Origin of the sequence: Comamonas sp. (assembly GCF_009360615.1) — a bacterium.
In the GTDB taxonomy this organism is placed as follows: Bacteria; Pseudomonadota; Gammaproteobacteria; order Burkholderiales; family Burkholderiaceae_C; genus Comamonas.
The window spans coordinates 129,410-151,114 of sequence record NZ_SPEY01000020.1 but is presented as its reverse complement, the minus strand read 5'-3'; the positions used below and the strand labels follow the sequence as shown (position 1 = coordinate 151,114).

General features: G+C 61.3%; 19 protein-coding genes. 10 read left to right on the top strand and 9 right to left on the bottom strand.

Features of this window, described 5'->3' with window-relative positions; genetic code table 11:
• Positions 1-7: 7 nt before the first annotated feature.
• Entirely contained in the window at positions 8-1,021 is a 1,014-nt protein-coding gene (locus E2583_RS06095) for a tripartite tricarboxylate transporter substrate binding protein (RefSeq protein ID WP_291594008.1), read from the bottom strand.
• Positions 1,018-1,386 (bottom strand): hypothetical protein, encoded by a 369-nt coding sequence (locus tag E2583_RS06090; protein WP_291594007.1) that lies wholly within the window; start codon positions 1,384-1,386, stop codon positions 1,018-1,020. The genes E2583_RS06095 and E2583_RS06090 overlap by 4 nt, the downstream gene beginning before the upstream one ends.
• Before the next feature lie 193 nt (positions 1,387-1,579).
• Between E2583_RS06090 and E2583_RS06085 the strand changes: the two genes are divergently transcribed.
• The 9 genes from E2583_RS06085 (at position 1,580) to E2583_RS06045 (ending at position 11,286) form a co-directional block, all read left to right on the top strand.
• Positions 1,580-2,488 (top strand): LysR family transcriptional regulator, encoded by a 909-nt coding sequence (locus E2583_RS06085; RefSeq protein WP_291594005.1) that lies wholly within the window; start codon positions 1,580-1,582, stop codon positions 2,486-2,488.
• A 219-nt stretch (positions 2,489-2,707) separates the two neighbouring features.
• Positions 2,708-3,610 carry a LysR family transcriptional regulator gene (locus tag E2583_RS06080; RefSeq protein ID WP_291594003.1) on the top strand — a complete coding sequence of 301 codons (903 nt, stop codon included), beginning with the start codon at positions 2,708-2,710 and terminating at the stop codon, positions 3,608-3,610.
• A 119-nt stretch (positions 3,611-3,729) separates the two neighbouring features.
• Complete coding sequence (locus E2583_RS06075) at positions 3,730-4,722, top strand: tripartite tricarboxylate transporter substrate binding protein (RefSeq protein WP_291594002.1); 993 nt, start codon at positions 3,730-3,732, stop codon at positions 4,720-4,722.
• Between the two features lie 86 nt (positions 4,723-4,808).
• Positions 4,809-5,495 (top strand): RraA family protein, encoded by a 687-nt coding sequence (locus E2583_RS06070; protein WP_291594000.1) that lies wholly within the window; start codon positions 4,809-4,811, stop codon positions 5,493-5,495.
• Positions 5,492-6,418 (top strand): NAD(P)-dependent oxidoreductase, encoded by a 927-nt coding sequence (locus E2583_RS06065; RefSeq protein ID WP_291593998.1) that lies wholly within the window; start codon positions 5,492-5,494, stop codon positions 6,416-6,418. Before E2583_RS06070 ends, E2583_RS06065 begins: the two co-directional genes overlap by 4 nt.
• Positions 6,419-6,427: 9 nt before the next feature.
• Complete coding sequence (locus tag E2583_RS06060; protein ID WP_291593996.1) at positions 6,428-7,489, top strand: cyclase family protein; 1,062 nt, start codon at positions 6,428-6,430, stop codon at positions 7,487-7,489.
• A gap of 91 nt (positions 7,490-7,580) precedes the next feature.
• Positions 7,581-8,546, top strand: coding sequence for a tripartite tricarboxylate transporter substrate binding protein (locus tag E2583_RS06055; protein ID WP_291593994.1), 966 nt, complete (start codon positions 7,581-7,583; stop codon positions 8,544-8,546).
• A 658-nt stretch (positions 8,547-9,204) separates the two neighbouring features.
• Positions 9,205-10,013, top strand: a protein-coding gene (locus E2583_RS06050; protein ID WP_291593992.1) for an IS5 family transposase whose coding sequence is annotated in 2 segments (ribosomal slippage) — positions 9,205-9,535 and positions 9,535-10,013 — 810 coding nt in all. Because the reading frame shifts where the segments join, the coding sequence is not laid out codon by codon here.
• Between the two features lie 136 nt (positions 10,014-10,149).
• Positions 10,150-11,286, top strand: coding sequence for an iron-containing alcohol dehydrogenase (locus E2583_RS06045; protein ID WP_291593990.1), 1,137 nt, complete (start codon positions 10,150-10,152; stop codon positions 11,284-11,286).
• 17 nt (positions 11,287-11,303) lie between these two features.
• Here E2583_RS06045 and E2583_RS06040 read toward each other — a convergent pair whose 3' ends face one another.
• From E2583_RS06040 to E2583_RS06015, 6 genes are all read right to left on the bottom strand, one after another.
• A complete protein-coding gene (locus E2583_RS06040) occupies positions 11,304-13,730 on the bottom strand; it encodes an AI-2E family transporter (RefSeq protein WP_367158589.1) in 2,427 nt (808 codons plus the stop codon).
• Between the two features lie 297 nt (positions 13,731-14,027).
• The gene (locus E2583_RS06035) at positions 14,028-15,047 is read right to left on the bottom strand and encodes a patatin-like phospholipase family protein (RefSeq protein ID WP_291594339.1); all 1,020 of its coding nucleotides are present in this window, start codon (positions 15,045-15,047) and stop codon (positions 14,028-14,030) included.
• 133 nt (positions 15,048-15,180) lie between these two features.
• Positions 15,181-15,990, bottom strand: a complete 810-nt coding sequence (locus E2583_RS06030; protein WP_291593987.1) for an ATP-binding protein — start codon at positions 15,988-15,990, stop codon at positions 15,181-15,183.
• A 63-nt stretch (positions 15,991-16,053) separates the two neighbouring features.
• On the bottom strand, positions 16,054-16,815 hold the full coding sequence (locus E2583_RS06025) for a response regulator transcription factor (protein ID WP_291593986.1): 762 nt from the start codon (positions 16,813-16,815) through the stop codon (positions 16,054-16,056).
• Between the two features lie 210 nt (positions 16,816-17,025).
• Positions 17,026-17,865 carry an HDOD domain-containing protein gene (locus tag E2583_RS06020; RefSeq protein WP_291593984.1) on the bottom strand — a complete coding sequence of 280 codons (840 nt, stop codon included), beginning with the start codon at positions 17,863-17,865 and terminating at the stop codon, positions 17,026-17,028.
• 65 nt (positions 17,866-17,930) lie between these two features.
• Positions 17,931-18,758, bottom strand: coding sequence for a hypothetical protein (locus E2583_RS06015; protein WP_291593982.1), 828 nt, complete (start codon positions 18,756-18,758; stop codon positions 17,931-17,933).
• Between the two features lie 36 nt (positions 18,759-18,794).
• Between E2583_RS06015 and E2583_RS06010 the strand changes: the two genes are divergently transcribed.
• On the top strand, positions 18,795-19,097 hold the full coding sequence (locus E2583_RS06010) for a hypothetical protein (protein WP_291593980.1): 303 nt from the start codon (positions 18,795-18,797) through the stop codon (positions 19,095-19,097).
• Positions 19,098-19,239: 142 nt separating this feature from the next.
• Here the strand turns inward: E2583_RS06010 and E2583_RS06005 are convergent, their stop codons facing one another.
• Positions 19,240-21,621, bottom strand: a complete 2,382-nt coding sequence (locus E2583_RS06005; RefSeq protein WP_291593978.1) for a Tex family protein — start codon at positions 21,619-21,621, stop codon at positions 19,240-19,242.
• Positions 21,622-21,705 lie beyond the last annotated feature (84 nt).

Genomic DNA, 21,705 nt, shown 5'->3' with positions numbered 1-21,705 from the left:
AAGACCTTTATTCGGGCACCACGCCAACGGTGCGTGACAGCGCCTGATAGATCTGGATTTCGGATTGATAGAACCTGTCGAGCGCTTCCAGGCTCATGGGTGCCTGTGGTTCCGTGCCCTGACTGCGCAGGAATTCCTGGACGTCGGCGTCGCGCATCGCGGCCTCGAAGGCTGCATGCAGTCGCTTGATTGCGGCATCGGGTGCCCCGCGCGACACCAGCAGCGCACCCCATGCGGTATGAACAAATGTGCGCAGTTCAGGGGCCTGATTCTTGAGCGGCACCACCTTTGGCAGCAGTGCGGGAGACTGGTCTGCCGTGCTGCCGAACGCGCGCAACCTGCCTGCCTTTATGAGATCGAACGCCAAGCCTCCCAGCGGCACGAACGACAGGTCGATCTGAGAGCCTGCGAGGTCCTGCACCGCAGGCGGTACACCGCGGTAGGGGATATGGGACAGCTGAACGCCGCACATGCGTGCCCATTGCGCGCCCATCAGGTGAATCATCGATCCCTGGCCGATATGGCCGAATCTCAGCGGGTTGCCCGCTTGATCCGCCTGGCGCGCCAGCGACAGCAGTTCGGCGAGATTCCTTGCCTGCAGATCAGGCCGCCCGGCCAGAACATAGCTCGTGCGGCCCAGCAGTCCCACGGGCCGCATCTGTTCCGGCTTGTAACGCACGCTGGCCAGCGTCGCTGGCGTGAGTATGGGCTCGGTCTGCGAGACCATGACCGCAGTCATTCCGTCGGCGGGCAAGTTGAGCATGCGCTGCACGCCTATCGCACCGCCGGCACCAGGAAGGTTTTCGACAATGACCGCCTGGGCCAGTGCACGCTGCATCAAGCCCTGAAGCTTGCGCGCGAACACGTCACTGGGGTTCCCGGCTGGCTGGGGGACGATGATGGATACATGGCGCCCTGACTGCGCCAGTGCCATGGGCCCGGCGGTGACCGCAGCCAACGTCAGCAGGACGGATCTTCGATTCGTTCCCAACGCTGCGGCTTGTGGACCTGTGTCGTTCATTGCGTTTCTCCTTGTATTGCTGAGGCCGTGTCAGAACCGATGGCGCACGCCCGAGCTTCGAGCACCTGCGATGAAGCCCCTGTGGTTCGGGTGCGTGCCTGATCACGCATGAGCATCAACACGACGCCGCCGTCCACTTTCGCAATCCCGCGATCGCGCGCATTGACTCCGGCTGCTGCACCCTCGCCCTCGAAGCGTCCGACTGCTGCATCGATCAATCCATAGCGATGCAGGCCGGGTCCAGGTGCGCCTTGCGCATACGCGTTGAAAAAGGTCACGGGGGCTCGTGCGACGACCAGCGACGGCACGATGGGCGCGCGGCGCCATGGCGCAATCAACCCGTGCAGATCCGTACTGCGTTGCATGCATGTCTCCGTTGATGTTGTTTTTTGCCGCACGGCGCGGTATCGCCGTGACGGAACGGATTGTGGATATTTCGCTTGTATTCCTGAAATGGATTCTTTAGATTCCAGGAATCCATTTCATGAATATCAGCAAGAACCCAGCGTGATGAGCTGGTGCAACCGTGCTCTTGCGCTTGATTCCGAACGCCGAGCCATGCGCTTCAATAAACTCGATCTGAATCTGCTCGTCGCCCTGGATGCACTGCTTGCCGAGCGCAACATCAGTCGCGCAGGTGAGCGCCTGAATCTGAGCCAGCCCGCAATGAGCAATGCACTGGCCAGGCTGCGCAATTTCTTTGGTGATGAACTCCTTGCCGCACAGGGTCGGCAGATGGTGCTCACGCCGCGCGCATTGGGACTCATTGAACCGGTGCGCGAGGTCCTGGTGCGCATAGACAGCACGATCACCACACCGCCTGTGTTCATCCCCGCAGAGTCCACGCGCACCTTTGTGCTGCTGCTCTCGGACTTCACGACTGCGGTGTTCATTCCGCCCTTGCTGGCAGCCCTCTACCAACAGGCACGCGGAATCGGTCTGGAACTGCGTTCGCTCAATGACAGGCCAGCCGAACAGCTCGAGCAAGGGGATGCGGATCTGCTGATCATTCCCGAGCAGTTCGCCGCCCTGAACCACCCACGCGCACCGCTGTTCGAGGAACAGTATCTCTGCGTGACCTGGTCGGGCCACAGCCGCATCAGAGAGGAACTCACCTTCAACGACTACCTGGAGTGCGGGCATGTCGTGGCCAACTACGCCACGGGCCAACAGCGCGCTGCGTTTGATGGCTGGTTTCTCGACCGCTTCGGCATCCATCGCAAGGTCGAGGTGTCCGCGCCCAGCATGGCAGCCCTGCCTCAGATGGTCGTCGGCACCGATCGCATCGCCACGGTGCATAAGCGGCTGGCACTGCAGGCGGAAAAAGTTCTGCCGATCAGGCTTTGGCCACCGCCTCTCCAAGTGCCGACTCTGGTGCAGACACTGCAATGGCACCGCCACCGCGATAGCGACCCCGCGCTTCAGTGGATGCGTGAACTTGCTTTTCGCGTCGGTCGCGCCCTGTAAAGCAACAGCTCTCGGAAAACCGGTGCTCGCGGCCCGAAGTCTTCGTTGCCCCGCCCCGAGCATCACCCCTGCCTGGATACGCGGTATGGCCGCAGCCCCCCTGCGCGGCTAGACTTTCCATGGGCATCGCGGCAGGTGACTCGTCTGCTGCCCCTGCAGTGCACTGCAGCCCTGCGCACAGCGATGCCACCGGACGCAGCTTGAACAAAAAGGATTCACGTGGACTTGCGGGATTTGAAGTACTTTGAAGTCATTGCCGAACTCGAACACATGGGCAAAGCCGCCGAGCGCCTGCACAAGACTCAACCCGCTCTCACGAGCTGCGTTAGGCGTCTTGAAGATGCGTGCGGGGCCACACTGTTCGAAAAGGCCGGCCGAGGAATTCGGCTGACCACTGCGGGACATACGCTGGTGAAATGGGCGCAGCGGACCCGGTTCGACGTCGAGAGCGCACGCCGGGAGATTGGAGACATAGGCAAAGGAGTAGCCGGTCACGTCAGGCTTGGGATTGTTCCTACTGCGGCCCAGTTCCTTTTACCGCCGGCGGCACGGGACCTGCTTGCAGAGGCACCTGGCGTAACGATGCAGACAACGGTTGCTCTGGGCGACGTCCTGGCCCCGATGCTGCGCAGTGGCGACATTGACCTTCTGGTGGGCACGGACGCCCCCAGCGAGCCCGGTCTCACTTCGCGCTTGCTGGCCGAAGACCAGATCGTCGTGGCAGCCATTTCGAGTCACGAGTTGTTCTCCAGGCCTCGGGTCACACTGCGTGACCTCACCGACTACAAATGGGTGCTTCAGCCGCAAGGAGCGCCTATCCGCGACTGGCTGGACCAAACGTTCGACCGACACCATCTGCCACGCCCCATCGTCCAGGTGGAAAGCACGATGTTGCTGATGCTGCCCACGCTGATCGGTGAAACCGGATTGCTGAGCTTCATCTCCCGGCTGCACCTGCAGGAGGGCAGTTCCGGTGCAGGGTTGCGCGAAGTCAAGCTGCGAGGGGCAACCATGCGCCGTCGGATGGTCGTGACCTACCGGGACAGCGGATACGTCTCCCCTGCAGCTCAGCGACTGATCGCCTTGCTGGCCAAGCACGCCAGACTGCCTGCAGCTCGATAGGCAAAGTTCAATTTATCGATTCGAAAAAAAGTTCGATTGGACGAACGGGAGAGTGCAGCGAATACTTGGGTCTCATAGAGGTGCGACTTTGACGCCCCATCATTCAAGGAGACATCAAGATGAATTCTTTCCCCAGCGTTCGCGCATTGGGTGCCGTCGTCATCGGCACCGGTCTGCTCGCCAGCCTCGCCCCTGGCATCTCGTCAGCTGAAACGTATCCAGCGCGCTCCATCAAGATAATCGTTCCATTTCCAGCTGGCGGAGGCCCCGACATGATTGCGCGGGAAGTCGCCACGACCGTCACGAGTCAGCAAGGCTGGACCATCATCATCGACAACAAGCCTGGCTCAGGCGGCAACATCGGGATGGATGCGGCGGCCAAGGCGGCCCCCGACGGATATACGCTGGTGATGGGGCAGACGTCGAACATGGCCATCAACCCCTCGCTCTACGCCAAGCTGCCCTACAACCCTCAAAAAGACCTTGCCCCTGTCGGATTGGTCGCAAGCGCTCCGTTGGTCATTGCAGTTGCGAGCAACTCACCCTACAAGACGCTTTCCGACTTGATCAACGCAGCCAAGGCCAATCCTGAAGGCATTAACTACGCCAGCTCGGGAAGCGGAACCGTTGCTCATCTGGCCACCGAGCAGCTCCAGCGCATCGCCAATGTCAAGTTGACACACGTTCCCTACAAAGGGGCGGCTCAGGGCGCGACGGATCTGATTGGCGGACAGATCCAGATGTACATATCGTCGATTGTGACGCTAAGCGGCCACATCAAGAACGGGAAGATGAGAGCGCTGGCGGTGACTTCTGCCAGGCGTTCCGCCGACCTGCCCAACGTTCCTACCGTTGCGGAATCAGGCTTCAAGGGCTTCGAGGCTGTGACCTGGTTCGGTATCGCAGCACCGGCGGGCGTATCCAAGGACCGGCTGAGCAAGCTCAACGCTGCATTCAACCGGGCACTCGAGACCCCTGACGTTAAAAAACGACTCACGGAGCAAGGGGCGGATGTTCTGGGCGGAACCCCGGAACAGTTCGCCCGCTTGGTTCGCGACGAGACTGGCCGCTGGGCCACGGTCGTCAAGGAATCCGGCGCAAAGGCCAACTGACGCTCTCCATTTCCTCTCCGGCAACGGCTTCGCGTGGGCCGTTTGCGAGGGAGGACCACGCTCACATATCTCTGGAAATTTGAATCATGAATAACGCACCTGACATCATCCGTGACTTCGACCGCGTGCCCTTGCACATCGTTCAGGAGGCTTCGCAGTACCAGCCGGCCATCCTGGCTGATGTTGCCGGCCGGCGAGGCGCCATGCACGGTCGCATCAAGGCCTTGCGTCCCGGCATGAAGCTGGCGGGAACGGCGTTTACGGTGGAAGTGCGCCCCGGCGACAACCTCATGATTCACGCGGCCATGGCAATGGCAAAGCCTGGCGATGTGCTGGTCATCGATGGCAAGGGGGATCAAACGTCCGCCTTGATGGGCACCATCATGATGACGGCCTGCAAACAGCTCGGGATCGCGGGCGTGGTGATAGACGGCGCAGCCCGCGACAGCCTGGAGATTGAGGAGATGGATTTTCCTGTCTTCTCCGTGGGAACCAATCCGAACGGACCGACCAAGATGGTGCCGGGCCGTATCGGTTGCCCGGTGTCCGTCGGTGGCGTCATGGTCCATCCCGGCGACCTGATCATCGGTGACGCGGATGGAGTCGTGGTGGTCGAACGAGAGAAGATCGAAGGGCTGCTTCCCGCGGCTGCAAAGAAGGTCAAGGACGAGGCAGCACGCATTGAGGCGATCAAGGGGGGGGATACGAACGCTAAGTGGCTGGCATCAGCGCTGCGTGCGGCCGGCGTGCTCAAGGAAGGGGAAAGCCTGTGAGTACCATTGTCATTACGGCCGATGCGATTGCGCCCAGTGCCGTCGCGCTTCTCAAGGACTACGAACTGGTCTACACCGGCAAGACGCCAACGCCGGAGCACATCGTGGCGCTGTGCCAATGCCACAACCCTGTCGCCATGGTCGTGCGATACGGCAAGGTGGGAGCTGCGGCCATGGATGCTGCCCCGGCCCTGCGCGTCATCTCCAAGCACGGCTCGGGGACGGACAACATCGACAAGCTGGCAGCCAAGGAGCGAGGAATCGAAGTCGTCGCCGCAGTGGGTGCCAATGCAAATGCCGTAGCCGAGCACGCATTTGCTCTGCTGCTGGCCTGCGCAAAGTCCATTCCTGCCGTGGATGCCCGAATGCATGCCGGACATTGGGAGAAGGCCTCTCATTCGAGTATCGAACTGTCGGGTCGCACGATAGGCGTAGTGGGGTTGGGCGCGATCGGCCGACGTTTCGCACGGATGGCAGAGGGTTTCGGAATGAACGTCATCGCCTTCGACCCGTTTGCAAAGGATGTCCCGGACTACGTGAAGCTGGTCGGCTTGGACGAGCTGCTCAGCGAATCCGACGCAATCTCGCTGCACTGCCCTCTCACCGAGGACAACGAAGGAATGCTGAACAAGACGACACTCGGACGCTGCAAGCCAGGGGTCATCCTCGTGAACACCGCACGCGGCGGTCTGATTGATGAGCAGGCTCTGCTGGAGGCGGTCAGTTGTGGACAGGTGCACGCTGCGGGCCTCGATAGTTTTGCCGTGGAGCCCATGGCGCCAGGGCACCCGTTTCAGTCCCAGAAAGGTTTCGTTCTGAGCCCTCATGTGGGTTCGGTGACGTCGGATGCCTACATCAACATGGGCGAGTCGGCCGCCAGGAACGCCCTGGCTGTCATGGCGGGACGGTTTCAAGCAGCGTAAGGACCCTTCATGCAACGATGGAAGCATGCCCCGGACAGAAGCAACTGGGGCGAGTTCGGAGCCGATGACCAACGCGGGCGCATGAATCTGGTGGACCGCAAGAAGGTTCTCCAGGGTGTCGCCGAAGTCGAGTTCGGCAAAACCTTCTGCTTGTCCCTGCCCTTGGATGTGCCGGGGGGAATGACGATGAATCCCCGCCGCATGCCTGCCCGGACATTCTCGACTCTGCGCGACGGCAAGAGCGCCGGCGCGCAGGGATTTTGCTGGTCATACCTGGACGAGGACGACACGCTGACCGATGTGGTGTGCGACGAAGTGCTTGTCATGAATACTCAGTATTCGACGCAATGGGATAGCCTCGCGCACATGGGAAGTCGCTTCGACGCAGACGGAGATGGCCAGCCTGAAGCTGTTTTCTACAACGGATTTCGCGCTGGCGTGGACATCTTGTCTTCCGAGGAAGACAAGAACGCTCCAGCCGACTGGATGCGATTCCCATCGCCTCGTGCGCTGGCACTGGGTATCGAGAACCTGGCAGAGCACGGCGTTCAGGGGCGCGGAGTGATGATCGACCTTGAGCATCACATCGGACGCCGCCGAGAAGCCGTCGGCTATGACCGGCTGATGCGCATCCTTGAATCCGACCGGGTGGACGTTGAAGCAGGAGACATGGTGTGCATCCATACTGGATTCGCCGACACCCTGCTCGCGATGAATCGTCACCCCGACCTCAGGCAGCTCCACGAAACAGGTAGCGGCTTGGATGGCAACGACTCCAAGTTGCTCAATTGGATAGTTGATGTCCGCCTGGCCTGCTTGCTGGCTGACAACCCTGCCGTTGAATTGGTCGTCCCCCGACTGATGCAGCCAGCACCGATTCGCGGTCCACGACTGCCCCTGCACGAGCACTGCCTCTTCAAGAACGGAATACATCTTGGAGAGTTGTGGCATCTCACACCGCTCGCGAGATGGCTGCGTCAGCATGGCCGTTACCGTTTCCTGTTGACGGCACCTCCCCTGCGCCTGCCCGGCGCTGTGGGTTCCCCTGCCACTCCCATCGCGACTGTTTAGCAGCGACGGACGGTCGGCCCTTTGCTCACCCGGCTCGGCAGCAAGGCGAACACCGGTAGCCACGAGCAATCACCTTTCACCGGAGACAAAGATGAAACAATGGATCAAGCCCGCACTGACCGCAGCCGCCATGGCGATCGGCATGAGTGCAGCACAGGCGCAATGGCCCGACAAGCCTATCAAGCTGGTGGTCCCGTATCCGGCCGGAGGGGCTGCGGACAACACGGCCCGCATCGTGGCACAACATCTCGGAGAGCGGCTGAAGCAGCAGATCATCGTAGACAACCGTCCCGGCGCAAGTGGCACGATTGGTGCCTCTTACGTTGCAAAAGCGCCTGCCGATGGCTACACGCTTCTCCTGGATGCGACTTCATTTACGGTCAATCCGAGCCTGTTTCCCAAGCTCAGCTATGACCCTGCCAAGGACCTCGCACCAGTCTCCCTCATCATGCAGGTTCCTCTGCTCATGCTGGTGCCGGCCCACTCCCCCTACACCAGCGTCGCCAGCCTGGTGAAGGCGGCGAAGGACAAGCCGGGCAGACTGACATTTGCGTCTGCAGGCAGCGGCGGGGCGCAGCATCTGGCAGCAGAGATGTTCGCACAGGAGGAGAAGATTTCGATGACGCATATCCCATACAAGGGGGGGGCACCGGCGCTGACGGACCTGATTGGAGGTCAAGTTGACCTCATGTTCAGTGCGACCACCGCAAGCGGTACTTTCGTGAAAAGCGGCAAGCTCAGGCCCTTGGCCATCACGGCGTCAAAACGACTCGACAGCTTTCCACAGGTTCCGACCGTTGCCGAGAGTGGTGTCAAGGGCTTCGAGGTGAATGAATGGAACGGTCTCTTCGCGCCCGCCGGAACGCCTCAACCGATCCTTGCCCGTCTCGAGACAGAAACGCGCGCTGTGGTCTCCAGCCCGGCCGTTGCAAGCCGCTTTTCGGAAATGGGCGTCCAGGGCGTTGGCTCCAGTTCGAAGGACTTTGCCGCCTTTGTGAAGTCCGAGACTGCGAAGTGGGCCAGCGTTATCAAGGCCGGAAGCATCAAGGTCGACTGACCCAGCAGCCGATGTGAAGCAGCAATTCTGGTCATGCATCAAGCGCGTCCGCTTTGCCGAGGCTGGAAGTACCGTATGGCGTCGGCAACACCGACTTGTGAGCAGCAACTGCGGCTTCCAGCTGCCCCTTGGCTGCGCCGACCCCCTCCGTTCTCATTGGCACCGGGCCTTGGAGTCCGGGGAATAACACAGCGGGCCTTGTATCAGCCTTTGGGCATGGGCCAGCGGGATCAGTCCGCAGAAGGACTTTTTCGGCGGCTCCTCGTTGTGTAGTACCCGCACCCAGCCTCAACGATGCTTGAGACGGACGTTTCAAGCTCAACCTGCACCAGGCATAACACCGGCCAAGGTCGGCGAACGAGATTGAATCCACCTGCACATTGTGGGTCGATGGCAGTCACAGGCGCGTCGAGCCCGGCTGGCGGCATCCGGTACTGCAGACGATGGTGCCTTTCTGGGCGAAGGCCTTGGGGGCCAGCCAGTCCGGTGCACTTGGTGCCGCCGGTGACGGCAGCAATCTTGCCTGCAAGCTGCTGGCCCGTCAGATTTCTCCGTGAGTGGTAAGAGGCCTCAGGATCTGCAGGAGCTATGCATAGCTAAGAGTGGCTAACACCACTTCGTCATAGCCCCTCGCAGAGCAGTTATGCTTGCGGCCCTCATGGCAAGACGACCCGTAAGCAAAGAACTGTGGCGACAGCTACAACCCCTGATCCCAGCCTTCGTGCCTTCTGCCAAAGGCGGTGCGCGCAAGCTCGCGGTCAGCGACGAAGCCGCCCTCAACGGCATCCTGTTCGTGCTGCAAACAGGCATTCCATGGGAGGACCTTCCCCAATCTCTGGGGTACGGCAGCGGCATGACTTGCTGGCGGCGCCTGCGAGACTGGAATGCCGCTGGTGTCTGGGAGCAGTTGCCCCAGGCCATGCTGACGCGCTTGCGTGAACACGACCAGATCGATTGGAGCCGGGCCAGCATTGATGGCTCCTCGGTACCAAGCCCCCGGGGGGCCGGGAAACGAGCCCCAACCCCACGGACAGAGGCAAGCTCGACTCCAAACGACACATCGTCGTAGATGCCAGAGGCATCCCGCTGGTGATATTGGTCAGCGGCGCGAACCGGCACGACTCCAAGATGTTCGAGAGGTGCGTGGACGCGATTCCTGCGGTTGCAGGCTTGTCAGGGCGTCCCCGTAAAAGACCAGCCAAGCTGCACGCCGACAAAGACTACGATTTCAAGCGATGCCGAACCCACCTGAGGCAGCGGAGCATCATCGGCCGGATTGCCAGACAAGGCGTTGAGAGCAGCCAGCGGCTGGGCAAGCACCGCTGGGTGGTGGAGAGGACACACAGCTGGTTTGCAGGCTTTGGCAAGCTGCGAATCCGCTTTGAAAGACGGCTGGATATCCACGAGGCGCTACTGAAGTTGGCTGCAGCGATCATCTGTGCGCGCTTCGTGGATCGGTTGTGTTAGCCAGTCTTAGTTACCCAAAATGTCAATCCTGTCCCCCGGGAGACGCATTGCCCCGGGCACCTAGGGTTTGCTGTCTTTGCACCGCAGCATCAGGCTTCTAAATTGGGAGGCTCCCTTTGGATGAAGCAAGCAAACCATGGCCTTTATCAATTTCGTTACCCAGATACAGTTCGACTTTGGCGCGGTGCGCATGTTGCGCCAGGAATGTGAACGAGTGGGCATCAGCAAGCCGCTGATCGTGACCGACCCTGGCGTCAAGGCAGCAGGGATACTGCAAAAAGCCCTGGACGCACTGTGCGGCCTGCCCTGTGCCGTGTTCGACCAGACTCCCTCAAACCCCACGGAGCTGGCGGTGTGCGCGGCGGCTGAAATCTACCAATCAGAAGGCTGTGATGGTCTGATCGCCGTGGGCGGCGGTAGCGCCATTGACTGCGCCAAAGGCGTGGCAATTGCGGCAACACATGAAGGACCGCTTTCTCATTACGCGACCATTGAGGGAGGCTCGCCTCGCATCACTGCAGGTGTTGCGCCGCTGATTGCCGTGCCGACCACCAGCGGCACGGGCAGCGAAGTGGCTCGTGGAGCCATCATCATCGTCAACGACCATCGCAAGCTGGGCTTTCACAGCTGGCACCTGGTGCCCAAGGCTGCCATCTGCGACCCCGAGTTGACTCTGGGGCTGCCGCCCATGCTGACGGCTGCCACCGGCATGGACGCCATCGCACACTGCATGGAAGCCTTTATGGCCTCGACTTTCAACCCGCCGGCCGACGGCATCGGCCTGGACGGCCTGACCCGCGGCTGGACCCATATCGAGCGGGCCACGCGCAACGGGAGCGACGCCGAGGCGCGCCGCCAGTTGATGAGTGCAAGCATGCAAGGGGCCATGGCATTCCAGAAAGGGCTCGGCTGCGTGCACAGCCTGAGTCACAGCCTGGGCGGCATCAACCCGCGTCTGCACCACGGCACGCTCAACGCCATGTTCCTGCCCGCTGTCGTTCGCTTCAATGCCGAAGCCGAGAGCGTGCAGCGCGAGGATCGGCTCAACCGCATGGCCCATGCCATGGGCCTGGGCAGCGGAAGCGATATCCCGGAGGCTGTTCGCGACATGAATGCCCGTCTGGGTCTGCCATCGGGTCTGGCAGCCATGGGGGTGGATCGCACGCAGTTTGATGCCATCATCAGCGGTGCGCTCAGGGACCACTGCCATGCCACCAATCCGCGACTGGCCTCCGCACAGGACTACGAGCAAATGCTGCTTGCCTCGCTCTGAGGGATCGTCGGGCTGGCTCAGGCGTCCACAACGGGACCTTGCCTGAGCGCTTCACGCACATCATCCATCAACTGCCGCGCCATACCGCCAAGCACCTCCAGCTCATCGTCGGACATGTTGCGCGGCTCGTCATCCAGGATGGACAGGCAGCCCAGCACATTGCCCCTTCGGTCTGTCAATGGCACACCCGCGTAAAAGCGCAACTTGAGGCTATGCACCAGCGAGTCGTTGGCAAAACGAGGGTCTCGTGCCAAATCCCCGACCACGATGGCCTCCTTTTCATACACGACATACGAGCACACCGAGCTATCACGGGCGAAGCCCGGTTGATCGCCCTCTTGCGTCGGTAGCGGCAGCAGACTGCCCGGCGCATGGACACGCTCGGCATCCACCCAGGAAACTTGGGCCCACTTGGTGTTGAATGCGTTGACAGCCTTCTTGGCCGTATCTCGATAAAGCGCTGTCAATGCAGGATCCAGCACCGCGCTTTCATGGAGCATTTTGACACGCTGTTCATCGTCATCGGGAACCGGGGCCGCAATCACACACTCGCCGGGATCCCCGACCTGCATCGCCTCCACCCACAGGTGCAGCTCACGCAGACTGGTCACGCAGGCCTGCGCGCCTGCCTGCCGGGCGTACTCGGGATCTGCCGCCACGGAAGGCGCATTCCACAGGCACAGCACCACCCGCGCGCCCGGCCAATGGCGGCGAATGCGCCGCACAATGCGTCTCGCCATGCTTTGTGGCTGGTGATTGAATATCGACAGCACCAGCAGATCCGACCGCTTCACGGCCCGGGCCCACTCACGGTCCGCCAGCAAGCCATTGGCGTCGAACTGCAAGGACTTCGAGTCCGGGGCAAGTGCCCATTCGGAGCAGCTGACCTCATGGCCATGCAAGCTCTCAGCATGGGCCACCATGGCGGCCCCCAGGGCATCCACCTCCCAGCGCACACCGGCGCAATGAATGCGCAGACTGCGCCGCTGAGCATCTTCACCGGAAGGCGCACGGACCTGTTCGCCACGGCCCATGGGCGCATACTGGTCCTGCAACTCATCGAGCAAGGCAGCCATGCCATTGGACAGCCGCAACCGATGCTCGGCCGTCGCCGACTCCAGATGCTGCTGGGTGGCAATACGCAGCGCAGGAATGGCAACCTCATCGTAGAAACCGCTGACGGCACTGGCTCGATCGTCCTGGCTGGGCTTCGAGGGCAGGCGTTCGTCCACCGACTGCACAGCCATGCTGATGGCGTCATCCGCGTCGTCAGCCAGCAGACGCTGGTACAGCCGTTGCTGCGGCCCGAGAACAGGCTCGCTTCCCAGCAACACCTCCATGAATTTGAGCGAAGGAATGTAGCGTCCCAGCACCAGCAGGCAAACGGTCAACGGTGTTGAGAGAATCAGTCCAATCGGCCCCCAGAGCGCTGTCCAGAAAGTTGCCGCCACAATGATGGACAAGGTGGACAGCCCGGTACTGGAGCCGTACAGCCAGGGCTCTATCACGTTGTTGCTGATCAGCTCCAGCAGCAGAATCAGGCCCAGTGTCAGCAAAAACATGCTCCAGTCGGGATCGACCGCAAACGCCAGCGCCAGCGGAAATACCGCAGACATCATCGGGCCCACATAAGGCACGAACCGCATGATGGCACCCAGCACTCCCCACAGAATGGCCCCGGGCACACCAATGAGCAACAAGCCCATGGCGAGCGGCACGCCATAGCTGACATTGACAATGAACTGCATGCGCAGATATTTGCCAATCCGCTGCGAGGCTTCATCCAACGCATCGGTCGCCAGGTGGAGATTGCCTCCCACCAACCGTAGCAAGCGGTCACGCAGATCGTCTCTATCCAGCAGGATCAATATGACAAACAGCAGCACGATGCCGGCAGTCGTCACCGGCTCGGCAATACGCCCCAGCCACTGGAGCATCCGCGTGGTGGGTTTGGACTCGGGGGTCTGCACCTCCACTTTCTGCACCCGCGCCCTGGCGTTGTCGACGCTGGAGATTTCCTTCTCAACCGTGTTGTAGGTCTTGAAAACGCCATCCCATGCACTGGGCATGTTTGCGCTCTTGCGAAGACTGCGCAATTTGTCGCGAATCGTCGATTGATAGGTCGGAAGGTCGGCACTGAGTTGCTGCACCTGACTCCCCAGATACATGCCCAGCCCTCCGAGCGCTGCCAGGGCAAACGCCACCACCACGATGGCCGAAGCCATGCGGGGCAGCCCCCAGCGCTTGAGCCTGCTGACCGCTGGATCGAGCAGAAAGCCGAACAGCATTGCCAGGGCCAGAGGAATCAACAGGTCCCGCCCGAAGTACAGCGCCAGGATCACGATGGAGGCAATCATCAAGCCGATGAGCAAACGCAGGGCCGGCAGCATTTCCGCCAGATGCACAAGCCCCGAGGGCATGTTCGGTCTGGCACGTCTATCCATGCCCTCCCACAGGCCCTGCGCAGGCGGCCTCCCCTCGGCGGCCGAAACCCCGTCTCGGGAGAGAGTTTCGATCTCGACCGGCGCCCCCGCGTAAGGTTTGGTTGGCGCCACTGCACCCAAGCTGACCTCGGGGGAAGGGGACGACGCCTCGGTCGGCGACTTCTCGTATCGGTTTTCGGACATGGACATCGTGGATGGACTGCGGTCTGTGATTGTCGGAGTCAAAGCGTGGTAGCAGCAATTGCAGCGGGCTCTGCCTGCTTGCAATGTCAGGCTTTGTCTCAATGTGCAAAAAAGCTAAAGCGCCTCGACCCGGTTCGGATCGGGCGCATGCAGCCACTCGGCAAACTCCTCCGCCAGTTGCTGGCTGGCCGATGTGGCCGCATTCCAGGCCTTGGCACGCGCATCATGGTCGATGCCATAGCTCAGAAAATCGTGCCGGTCCGGCAGCTTGCCATTCGGCAGACGGGACACCCAGGCTGGATCGGGGGCGAGCACCACCATCGAGTCCAGATATGCAGTGGGGCCATGACGCCATTTCAGCCCCTTGTCCAGCCAGCCGGGAATCACCGCTTTCTGGAAATGTGGATAGAGCACCACCCCGTCGCCACTGCGGGACGCCCGATAATCCAGATGCATGTGATAGTCGGTGATGCCTCCGTCCCAATAGGCCCCCTTGGGAGCTTCTGCGATGTCCTGCACGGCATCCAGCACGAAAGGGATCGAGCAACTGGCGCGCAACGCCTCCATGAAGTTGTTCTGCGTCAGCGGTGTCTGTGCAGAACGGATATCCGCAACTCCGAAGGGAAGCGCATGCATGGCATCGCGTGCGGCCGTGGAAAAGATCACGCGCTCCAGCAAACATCCCAAGGCCGACCGGTGCAAGGCATTGCTGGCAAACGCGGCCGCATAGCCCAACGGAGTTCGCCAGGGCGATGCGCGTGACAGCAGGCCACGGCCACGGGCAGCAATCACATGCAGCCGGTAGCGCGGATTCGCCAGCACTTCGCTCACCCGACCGCCATAAAAGTCCTGCAGGGACTGCGCAAACCTCTCGCTGATCAGTGAAGAAGGCGTTCGCCTTTGCCCATCGGGAGGATCAAAGCGCTGTGCAATGTAGTCGCGCTCCAGTCGCTCGAAGGCCGCCGCCGGCGCGTTCAGACACGCTGTCGCCATGCGCCACGCACCGATGGAAGCCCCGATCAGATCCACCGGCTGCGCACTGGCCTGTAACCAATGACCAAAGATGAAACGATCCAGTGGTCCGAGTATCAGCCCCTTGGGGCCTCCCGCCGCAGCAGGTATGACCCTGACCATCTCCGGCTGCAAGCCCCGCTGCGCCATGGACTGCCGCGCCTTCGTACCGGCGTAGATTCGCAATGCTCTGGTGGATGACCTCATGCGGACATTGTGCTTGCAAGCCCCCTTGAGCGCCATCGCAGCCGCGACCTCACCAAATGAGCGTGACCGTGGTACCACCACCCGGCCGGGCCGAGATGCTCAGCTTCGCCCCCATGGCAAGTGCTCTGCGGCGCATATTGATCAATCCCATTCCGGCGGCCGCCCCTGTGTCCAGGCCTTGACGGCCATCGGCCGGCCTGCCGGATCCCGCATCCTCGATGATCAAGCGGGCATGCACATAGGCGGTCGGGACATCTGGAGCCTTTTCCCATGGCTCATCGGCAGCCAGCGTGACCCAGAGCTCACGTGCGTCGGCATGTTGGAGTACATTGCTCACCGCCTCTTTCACCACGGCCATGATCTCCTCGGCCATGGCTCCGCACGGAAGACTGACAGTGCTGCCACGAACTTCCGGGACCCAGACATCCCAGTGCAGCGTCATGCCCCGATGATCCAGCACGGGCTGCAGGCGATGCCTGAAACGTGCCAGCAGAAGGCCCAGGGATTCGTTTCGGCTCTCCATGGAATCAACGATCAGCCGCAGATCGAGCAAGCATTGTTCTGCGGCGCTGCGAATCGCCGGGTCCGTGCTGCGTTCGGTCAGGCTGATCAGCTGCACCAGCTGGCTACCCACATCATCATGCAAGGCCTGCGCTATGCGCCTGCGCTCCAGTTGCACCTCTTGCGAAGGACGCACACTTTTGCGTCTGCGCCACAGCGCGCTGCGATAGGCCCTCGGCGACAGCCAGACGACAACCACCAGGCTGATTCCCATGCCCAGCACAGCAGTCCACCAAGAACCGGAATGGCAAGTCCCCGCCATCGGTAAAAGCCAGGGCAGCCACAGCAGCAGCTGCACACTCCACAGAAGCAGATGCCAGGCATGGAACATTGGGAACGCTGCTGAAGACGACGCTGACGCCTAGAACCAGCCGCGCAGATAGGCGAAGCGTACGGCCTGAGCCCGGCTGCGCACCTGCAGCTTGCGGTAGATATTCTTGATATGCGTGTTGACGGTCATGGTGCTGATTTCCAGGCTGGCGCCGATCTCTGCGCTGGTATTGCCGCTGGCAACCATACGCAAGACCTCGCATTCACGGCTGGACAACCTGTCTGACATGTCCGAGCCCGGAACAGCCCCGGCTGCCGACCGCTTCTCGCAGCGCTGCAGCAGACGCCTGGCCAGACTGGGGGTGATGGATGCTCCGCCGTTGACGACCTGCAGCACCGCCTGGGGGTAATTGCCAAACCAGGAGTTCTTGACCAGATAGCCGGTGGCCCCCAGCTCGAAAGCGTGCAGCACCTGCTCTTCAGTTTCCACCACAGAAACCACGATGACCTCCGCCTGAGGACGCTGGCTTTTCATCACCTCGATCAACTCGAGGCCATCATCTGCCCCCAGCTTCAGATCCAGCAGCATCACATCAAATTCATGCTGACGGATGGCTTTTCTTGCGTCCTTGAGGTTGTCCGCCTGGGCCACCACCATCGTGCGGCGGTCATTCATGATTTCCTGCGCAATCACCATGCGCAAGTGAGCATCGTCGTCCACCAGCAGCACCCGCACGGGTTTGTCGGGCTGCCCCACCATGTGATCGGGCCACATGGAGGGACTTCCCAGTTCCACGGCCATGGGTCGGAGCGTCAATGCTTCACCGGAGTTGTTTGCACCGTTCGGGTCCATTTCTATCTCCTGGCCAGAGTTGCTTGCCGGGGACTCTGTGCAGTGCGCTAGACACTGCATAGAAAAAAACTCCCCAATGCATCATTAGATAGTTTTTAACAATTAAAACTGCAACTCAGCGTAAGAAAAAATGCAATTTGAGTAACCACGGTTTTCTGACGAGACCGGCCTTGAGCCATCGGCTTGAACCGCGTGGGCCTTCGAGGACGCCTAAAACTGAACATCCAGTGAACCGGCATGCCAGTTAATGGATGCCTGTCGCAGCACCATATCGATGTCCATGCCCAGAGCGAGTCCGGTTTCAGCGGGAAATGTCACGGCCAGCTGGCGCTCGCCCCAGTTGAGCGCGCGGGTCGAGGCCCGCCATACCGCCAGATGCAACACGCCCGTCAGAGGCTCGAAAACAGGTTGTTCCATCGGCGCATGCATGAACTGAAACGCATCGCTGATGACGTTCGGACAATTCCATTGACGCGCGAGCTGGGCCGTGATCTGGCTCGAGCAATAGCCCATCAACTGCATTTCCACCTGTGCACGCCGGGGATGCATGGGCTCCAGCAGCTCGGAAAGTCTGAAGAACGTGTCTGGATCAGCGGCCTGCAGCAGCAACTCGCCAAGACCGTGCAACAGCCCCAATGTGTAGGCTTGCGAGGCATTGGCCTGAACCGACATGGCAAGCGCACGTGCCATGCGAGCGGTGTCAAGGCTGTAGCGCCAAAAACTTGCCAGACTCCAGCCCGCCGAGACATGAGAAGCGCTGACTGGGTTTGCCTTCTGAACCAGCTGCCGCAACTGTGCCGGTGCCAGAAGCACCAGGGCCTCGGGAATGCTGTGCACACGCTGGCCCAGCAGGTGCGCCGGCCCGTTGGATGCGGCCAGCAGGCGTGCCGCCAGGACCGGATCGGTGGAAAACAATTGCACCAGACTGCGCATACCGGGCTCCGGCTTGCGCAGCTCGCTCGACAGCAGCGCAACAGCGCGCGGCTGGCTGGGCAGCAATACATGCTGCTCCAGCAGAGTTGACAGGCTCAAGGGTTTAACGCGACTCATCTGGATCAAAAGCGACGAACGGGTTGTCGCCCCCCGAAGTGAACAAAAGAAGGCTCAAGGAAATATCAGAGCTGTTCATCTCTTTTCAGCTGCACGGGCAGGCCCATGACCAACTGACCAGCAAGCTTGCGAGTCAAGGGTTGTAACACGGAAAAGTGATCACCCCCCTGAACCGAGACGCAATGCAGCTGGTTCGACTTTCGTGCTGCGCACATATTGTCGAGGCTGTTGATATTGCCTGGGCTTTTGCTGCCCTCAATGATCCATGTCGGGCTCTTGATGGCATGCAGCCAGTGCATGGGGGAGCGCAAGCGCCTCTCATCCGGCGAGATCAACTCCCACTTCACAGGCCAGCCATAGCCGCTGATCTCGTCCACCGGACCAAAAGCAAACACCCCCTGCACCGGCAAACCTGCCGTTGCTGTCAGCAGCGCCAGCGTGGCTCCGGTGCTGTGCCCGCCCAGATAGATGCGGGCCGGATCGACATAAGGCAGTTGCGCGGCCTGCAGGATGGCTGCGGCCACATCCTGCACTTCCCCCCAGAAATACTCACGCTGGCCAGGATTGTCATTGCCGCCGCGCAGGGTGGGAAACAACATCGCCATGCCGGCCTTGCGAAACGCGCTGGCACTTTGATCATTGGCAGCAGGGCCTTCACTCCAGAAATCGTCCAGGCTATTGGTATCTCCCCCCGTCAACCAGACCATCAAAGGCTGCTTCCTGCCATCACCGGGATCCGGCGTGACAAAGGCCTTGAGCTTCAGGTCGCCGCTCTGATAGCTCATGGGAACAAACAACAGCGACGGCGGCTCAGGCATAGACCTGACTGGCATATGCGCTGCCGGCAACAGGGCGGTTGCGATCCGGGTTGCCTTGCCGGCGCGCGCCTGCATTAGATTCTGCAGAGTGATTTCACCCGATGCGATCTGTTGCTCAACGACCTGCTCGATCCGCGCCTGCTCCCCGCGCTGGCTCTCGTGCTGCTTGCCAGCGGCAGCGTGACGCACTTTGGCCATCTCATGCTCGGCCATCGCAGCGCGCGTGATGCAGCGCCGCTGCTGATCTATGTCGATGCCCTCTTCCTGGGCCTTGTCGACCTGTGCAAGATTGAGCTTGACGGTGTGGCACAAGCCATCGCCCTCTGGCGCCAGGGCCGGCGGCCAAACCACGGGCGCCGGCACCTGGGCCTGGGCCTTCTGCTTGACCCTGTCCAGCGATATCCAGCCGCGTGATGTCATCTTGGCGCCGATAAAGACCACCAGCAACGCCACGCCTATGGCCGGCAATATCACCCGCCCCCTCGCTTTGCGCATTGTTCTGCTCCCACCAAAAAGGCCGCCTGTAATCTGGATTCGATGGCGGCCTGGTGGGAGATTATTTCTTCAGTCCCTGCAACTTCGCAAAGGCTGAGGCCATTGCATTTTGCTGTGTGGGCTGGTTGCCACGCTGGGGTTGCGCATAGCCACCGCGATTGCCGCCGCCATAGCTGTTGCCGCGGCCTGCACCTTCAAAGCGGTTGTCCCGGGGACCATCGCGGCGTGCAGGAGCCGCATCGAGCTTCATGGTCAGGCTGATGCGCTTGCGGTCCACATCGACCTCCAGCACCTTGACCTTGACGATCTGTCCGGTCTTGACCACTTCGCGCGCATCCTCGATGAACTTGTGACTCATCTGACTCACATGCACCAATCCGTCCTGATGCACGCCCAGATCCACAAAGGCGCCGAACTGGGCCACATTGCTGACCGTGCCTTCCAGCGTCATGCCTTCCTTCAGGTCCTTGATGTCCTCCACGCCGTCATTGAAGCGGGCGACCACAAAGTCCGGACGAGGATCACGGCCGGGCTTTTCCAGTTCGGCCAGGATGTCCTTGACGGTCACCGCACCGAATTTGTCATTGGCAAACTGCTCCGGTTTCAAAGACCTGAGCACTTCACCACGTCCCATGATCTGCTCCACGGGCTTGCCCGTGGCCAGGATGATCTGCTCGACCACCGGATAGGTTTCGGGGTGCACGCCGGTGACATCCAGCGGGTTGTCGCCGCCGCGAATACGCAGAAAGCCTGCGGCCTGCTCGAAAGTCTTGGCCCCCAGACCGGCCACCTCCATCAACTGCTTGCGGTTCTTGAACGAGCCATTGGCATCGCGCCAGCGCACAACCGACTTGGCCACCGAACCCGACAGGCCCGAAACACGCGTCAGCAGAGGGGCCGACGCGGTATTGAGGTCCACCCCCACGGAGTTCACGCAATCCTCGACCACGGCATCCAGCTGACGGGCCAGCTCGCTCTGGTTCACATCGTGCTGATACTGGCCCACGCCGATGCTCTTGGGGTCGATCTTGACCAGTTCAGCCAGAGGATCCTGCAGGCGACGGGCAATCGAAGCCGCACCACGCAGGCTCACGTCGATATCCGGCATTTCCTGTGCCGCAAACTCACTGGCCGAATAGACCGAGGCACCGGCCTCGCTCACCACCACCTTGTCGATCTTCTTGTCGGCCTTGGACGCGATCTTGATCAGGTCCGCAGCCAGCTTGTCGGTTTCGCGGCTGGCCGTGCCATTGCCGATGGCGATCAAGTTGATGTTGTGCTTTTCCACCAGCTTGGCCAGCACGGCGAGCGAGCCGTCCCAGTCGCGGCGCGGCTCGTGCGGATAGATGGTGGTCGTGTCCACCAGCTTGCCGGTACTGTCCACCACGGCAACCTTCACGCCGGTGCGAATGCCGGGGTCCAGGCCGATCACGGCACGCTGGCCCGCAGGCGCGGCCAGCAGAAGGTCGCGCAGATTGTCGCCAAACACCTTGATGGCGACCTTCTCGGCATCTTCGCGCAGGCGGCCGAACAGGTCGCGCTCGGTGGACAGGCTCAATTTCACGCGCCATGTCCAGGCGACGCATTTTCGGATCAGGTCGTCCGCAGCGCGCTTGGCATGGCTCCAGCCCAGGTGCAGCGCAATCTTGCCCTCGGCGAGACTGGGCTGACCCGGTTCAGGCTCGACCGGTTGCACCAGTTTGGCTTCGAGCACCTCCAGTGCACGCCCGCGGAACACGGCCAGCGCCCGGTGCGACGGTACGCGGCCAATCGGCTCGTCATACTCGAAATAGTCGCGAAACTTGGCGACCTCGGGATCGTTTTCATTCTTGCTCTCGACCTTCCTGGACTTGAGCAGGCCTTCATCCCACAGCCATTCGCGCAGCTTCTGCACCAGTGCCGGGTCTTCGGCCCAACGCTCGGACAAAATGTCGCGCACGCCGTCCAGCACGGCAAAGGTGGTGCTGAAATCGGGGCCGGGCTTGCCGTCGTCCAGCGTTGTCGCGGGCTTGCAGAAAGCCTCGGCTTCCTTGTGCGGATCCAGCGTGGGGTCGGCAAACAGCTTGTCGGCCAGCGGCTCGATGCCGAATTCCCTGGCAATCTGGCCCTTGGTACGGCGCTTTTGCTTGAAGGGCAGGTAGATGTCCTCCAGCTCCTGCTTGGTCGGCGCGCTGGCAATCGCCAGGCGCAGCGCATCGGTCAGCTTGCCCTGCTCGTCAATGGCCTTGAGCACCGTCTCGCGGCGGTCTTCCAGCTCGCGCAGATAGCCCAGGCGTTCGTCCAGCGTGCGCAACTGCGTATCGTCCAGACCCCCCGTGGCCTCCTTGCGGTAGCGAGCCACAAACGGAACCGTGGCGCCACCATCGAGCAACTCCACCGCCGCGCTCACCTGCTGCGGCTTGACATTCAGTTCTTGAGCAATCTGACCAATGATTTTTTGCATTCGATATTCGCCCCACGGCGTTCAACACAGGAAGCCAACGAGTTTGCCATAGGCATGCCGCCAGACTGCCCTGGATATCCGGCA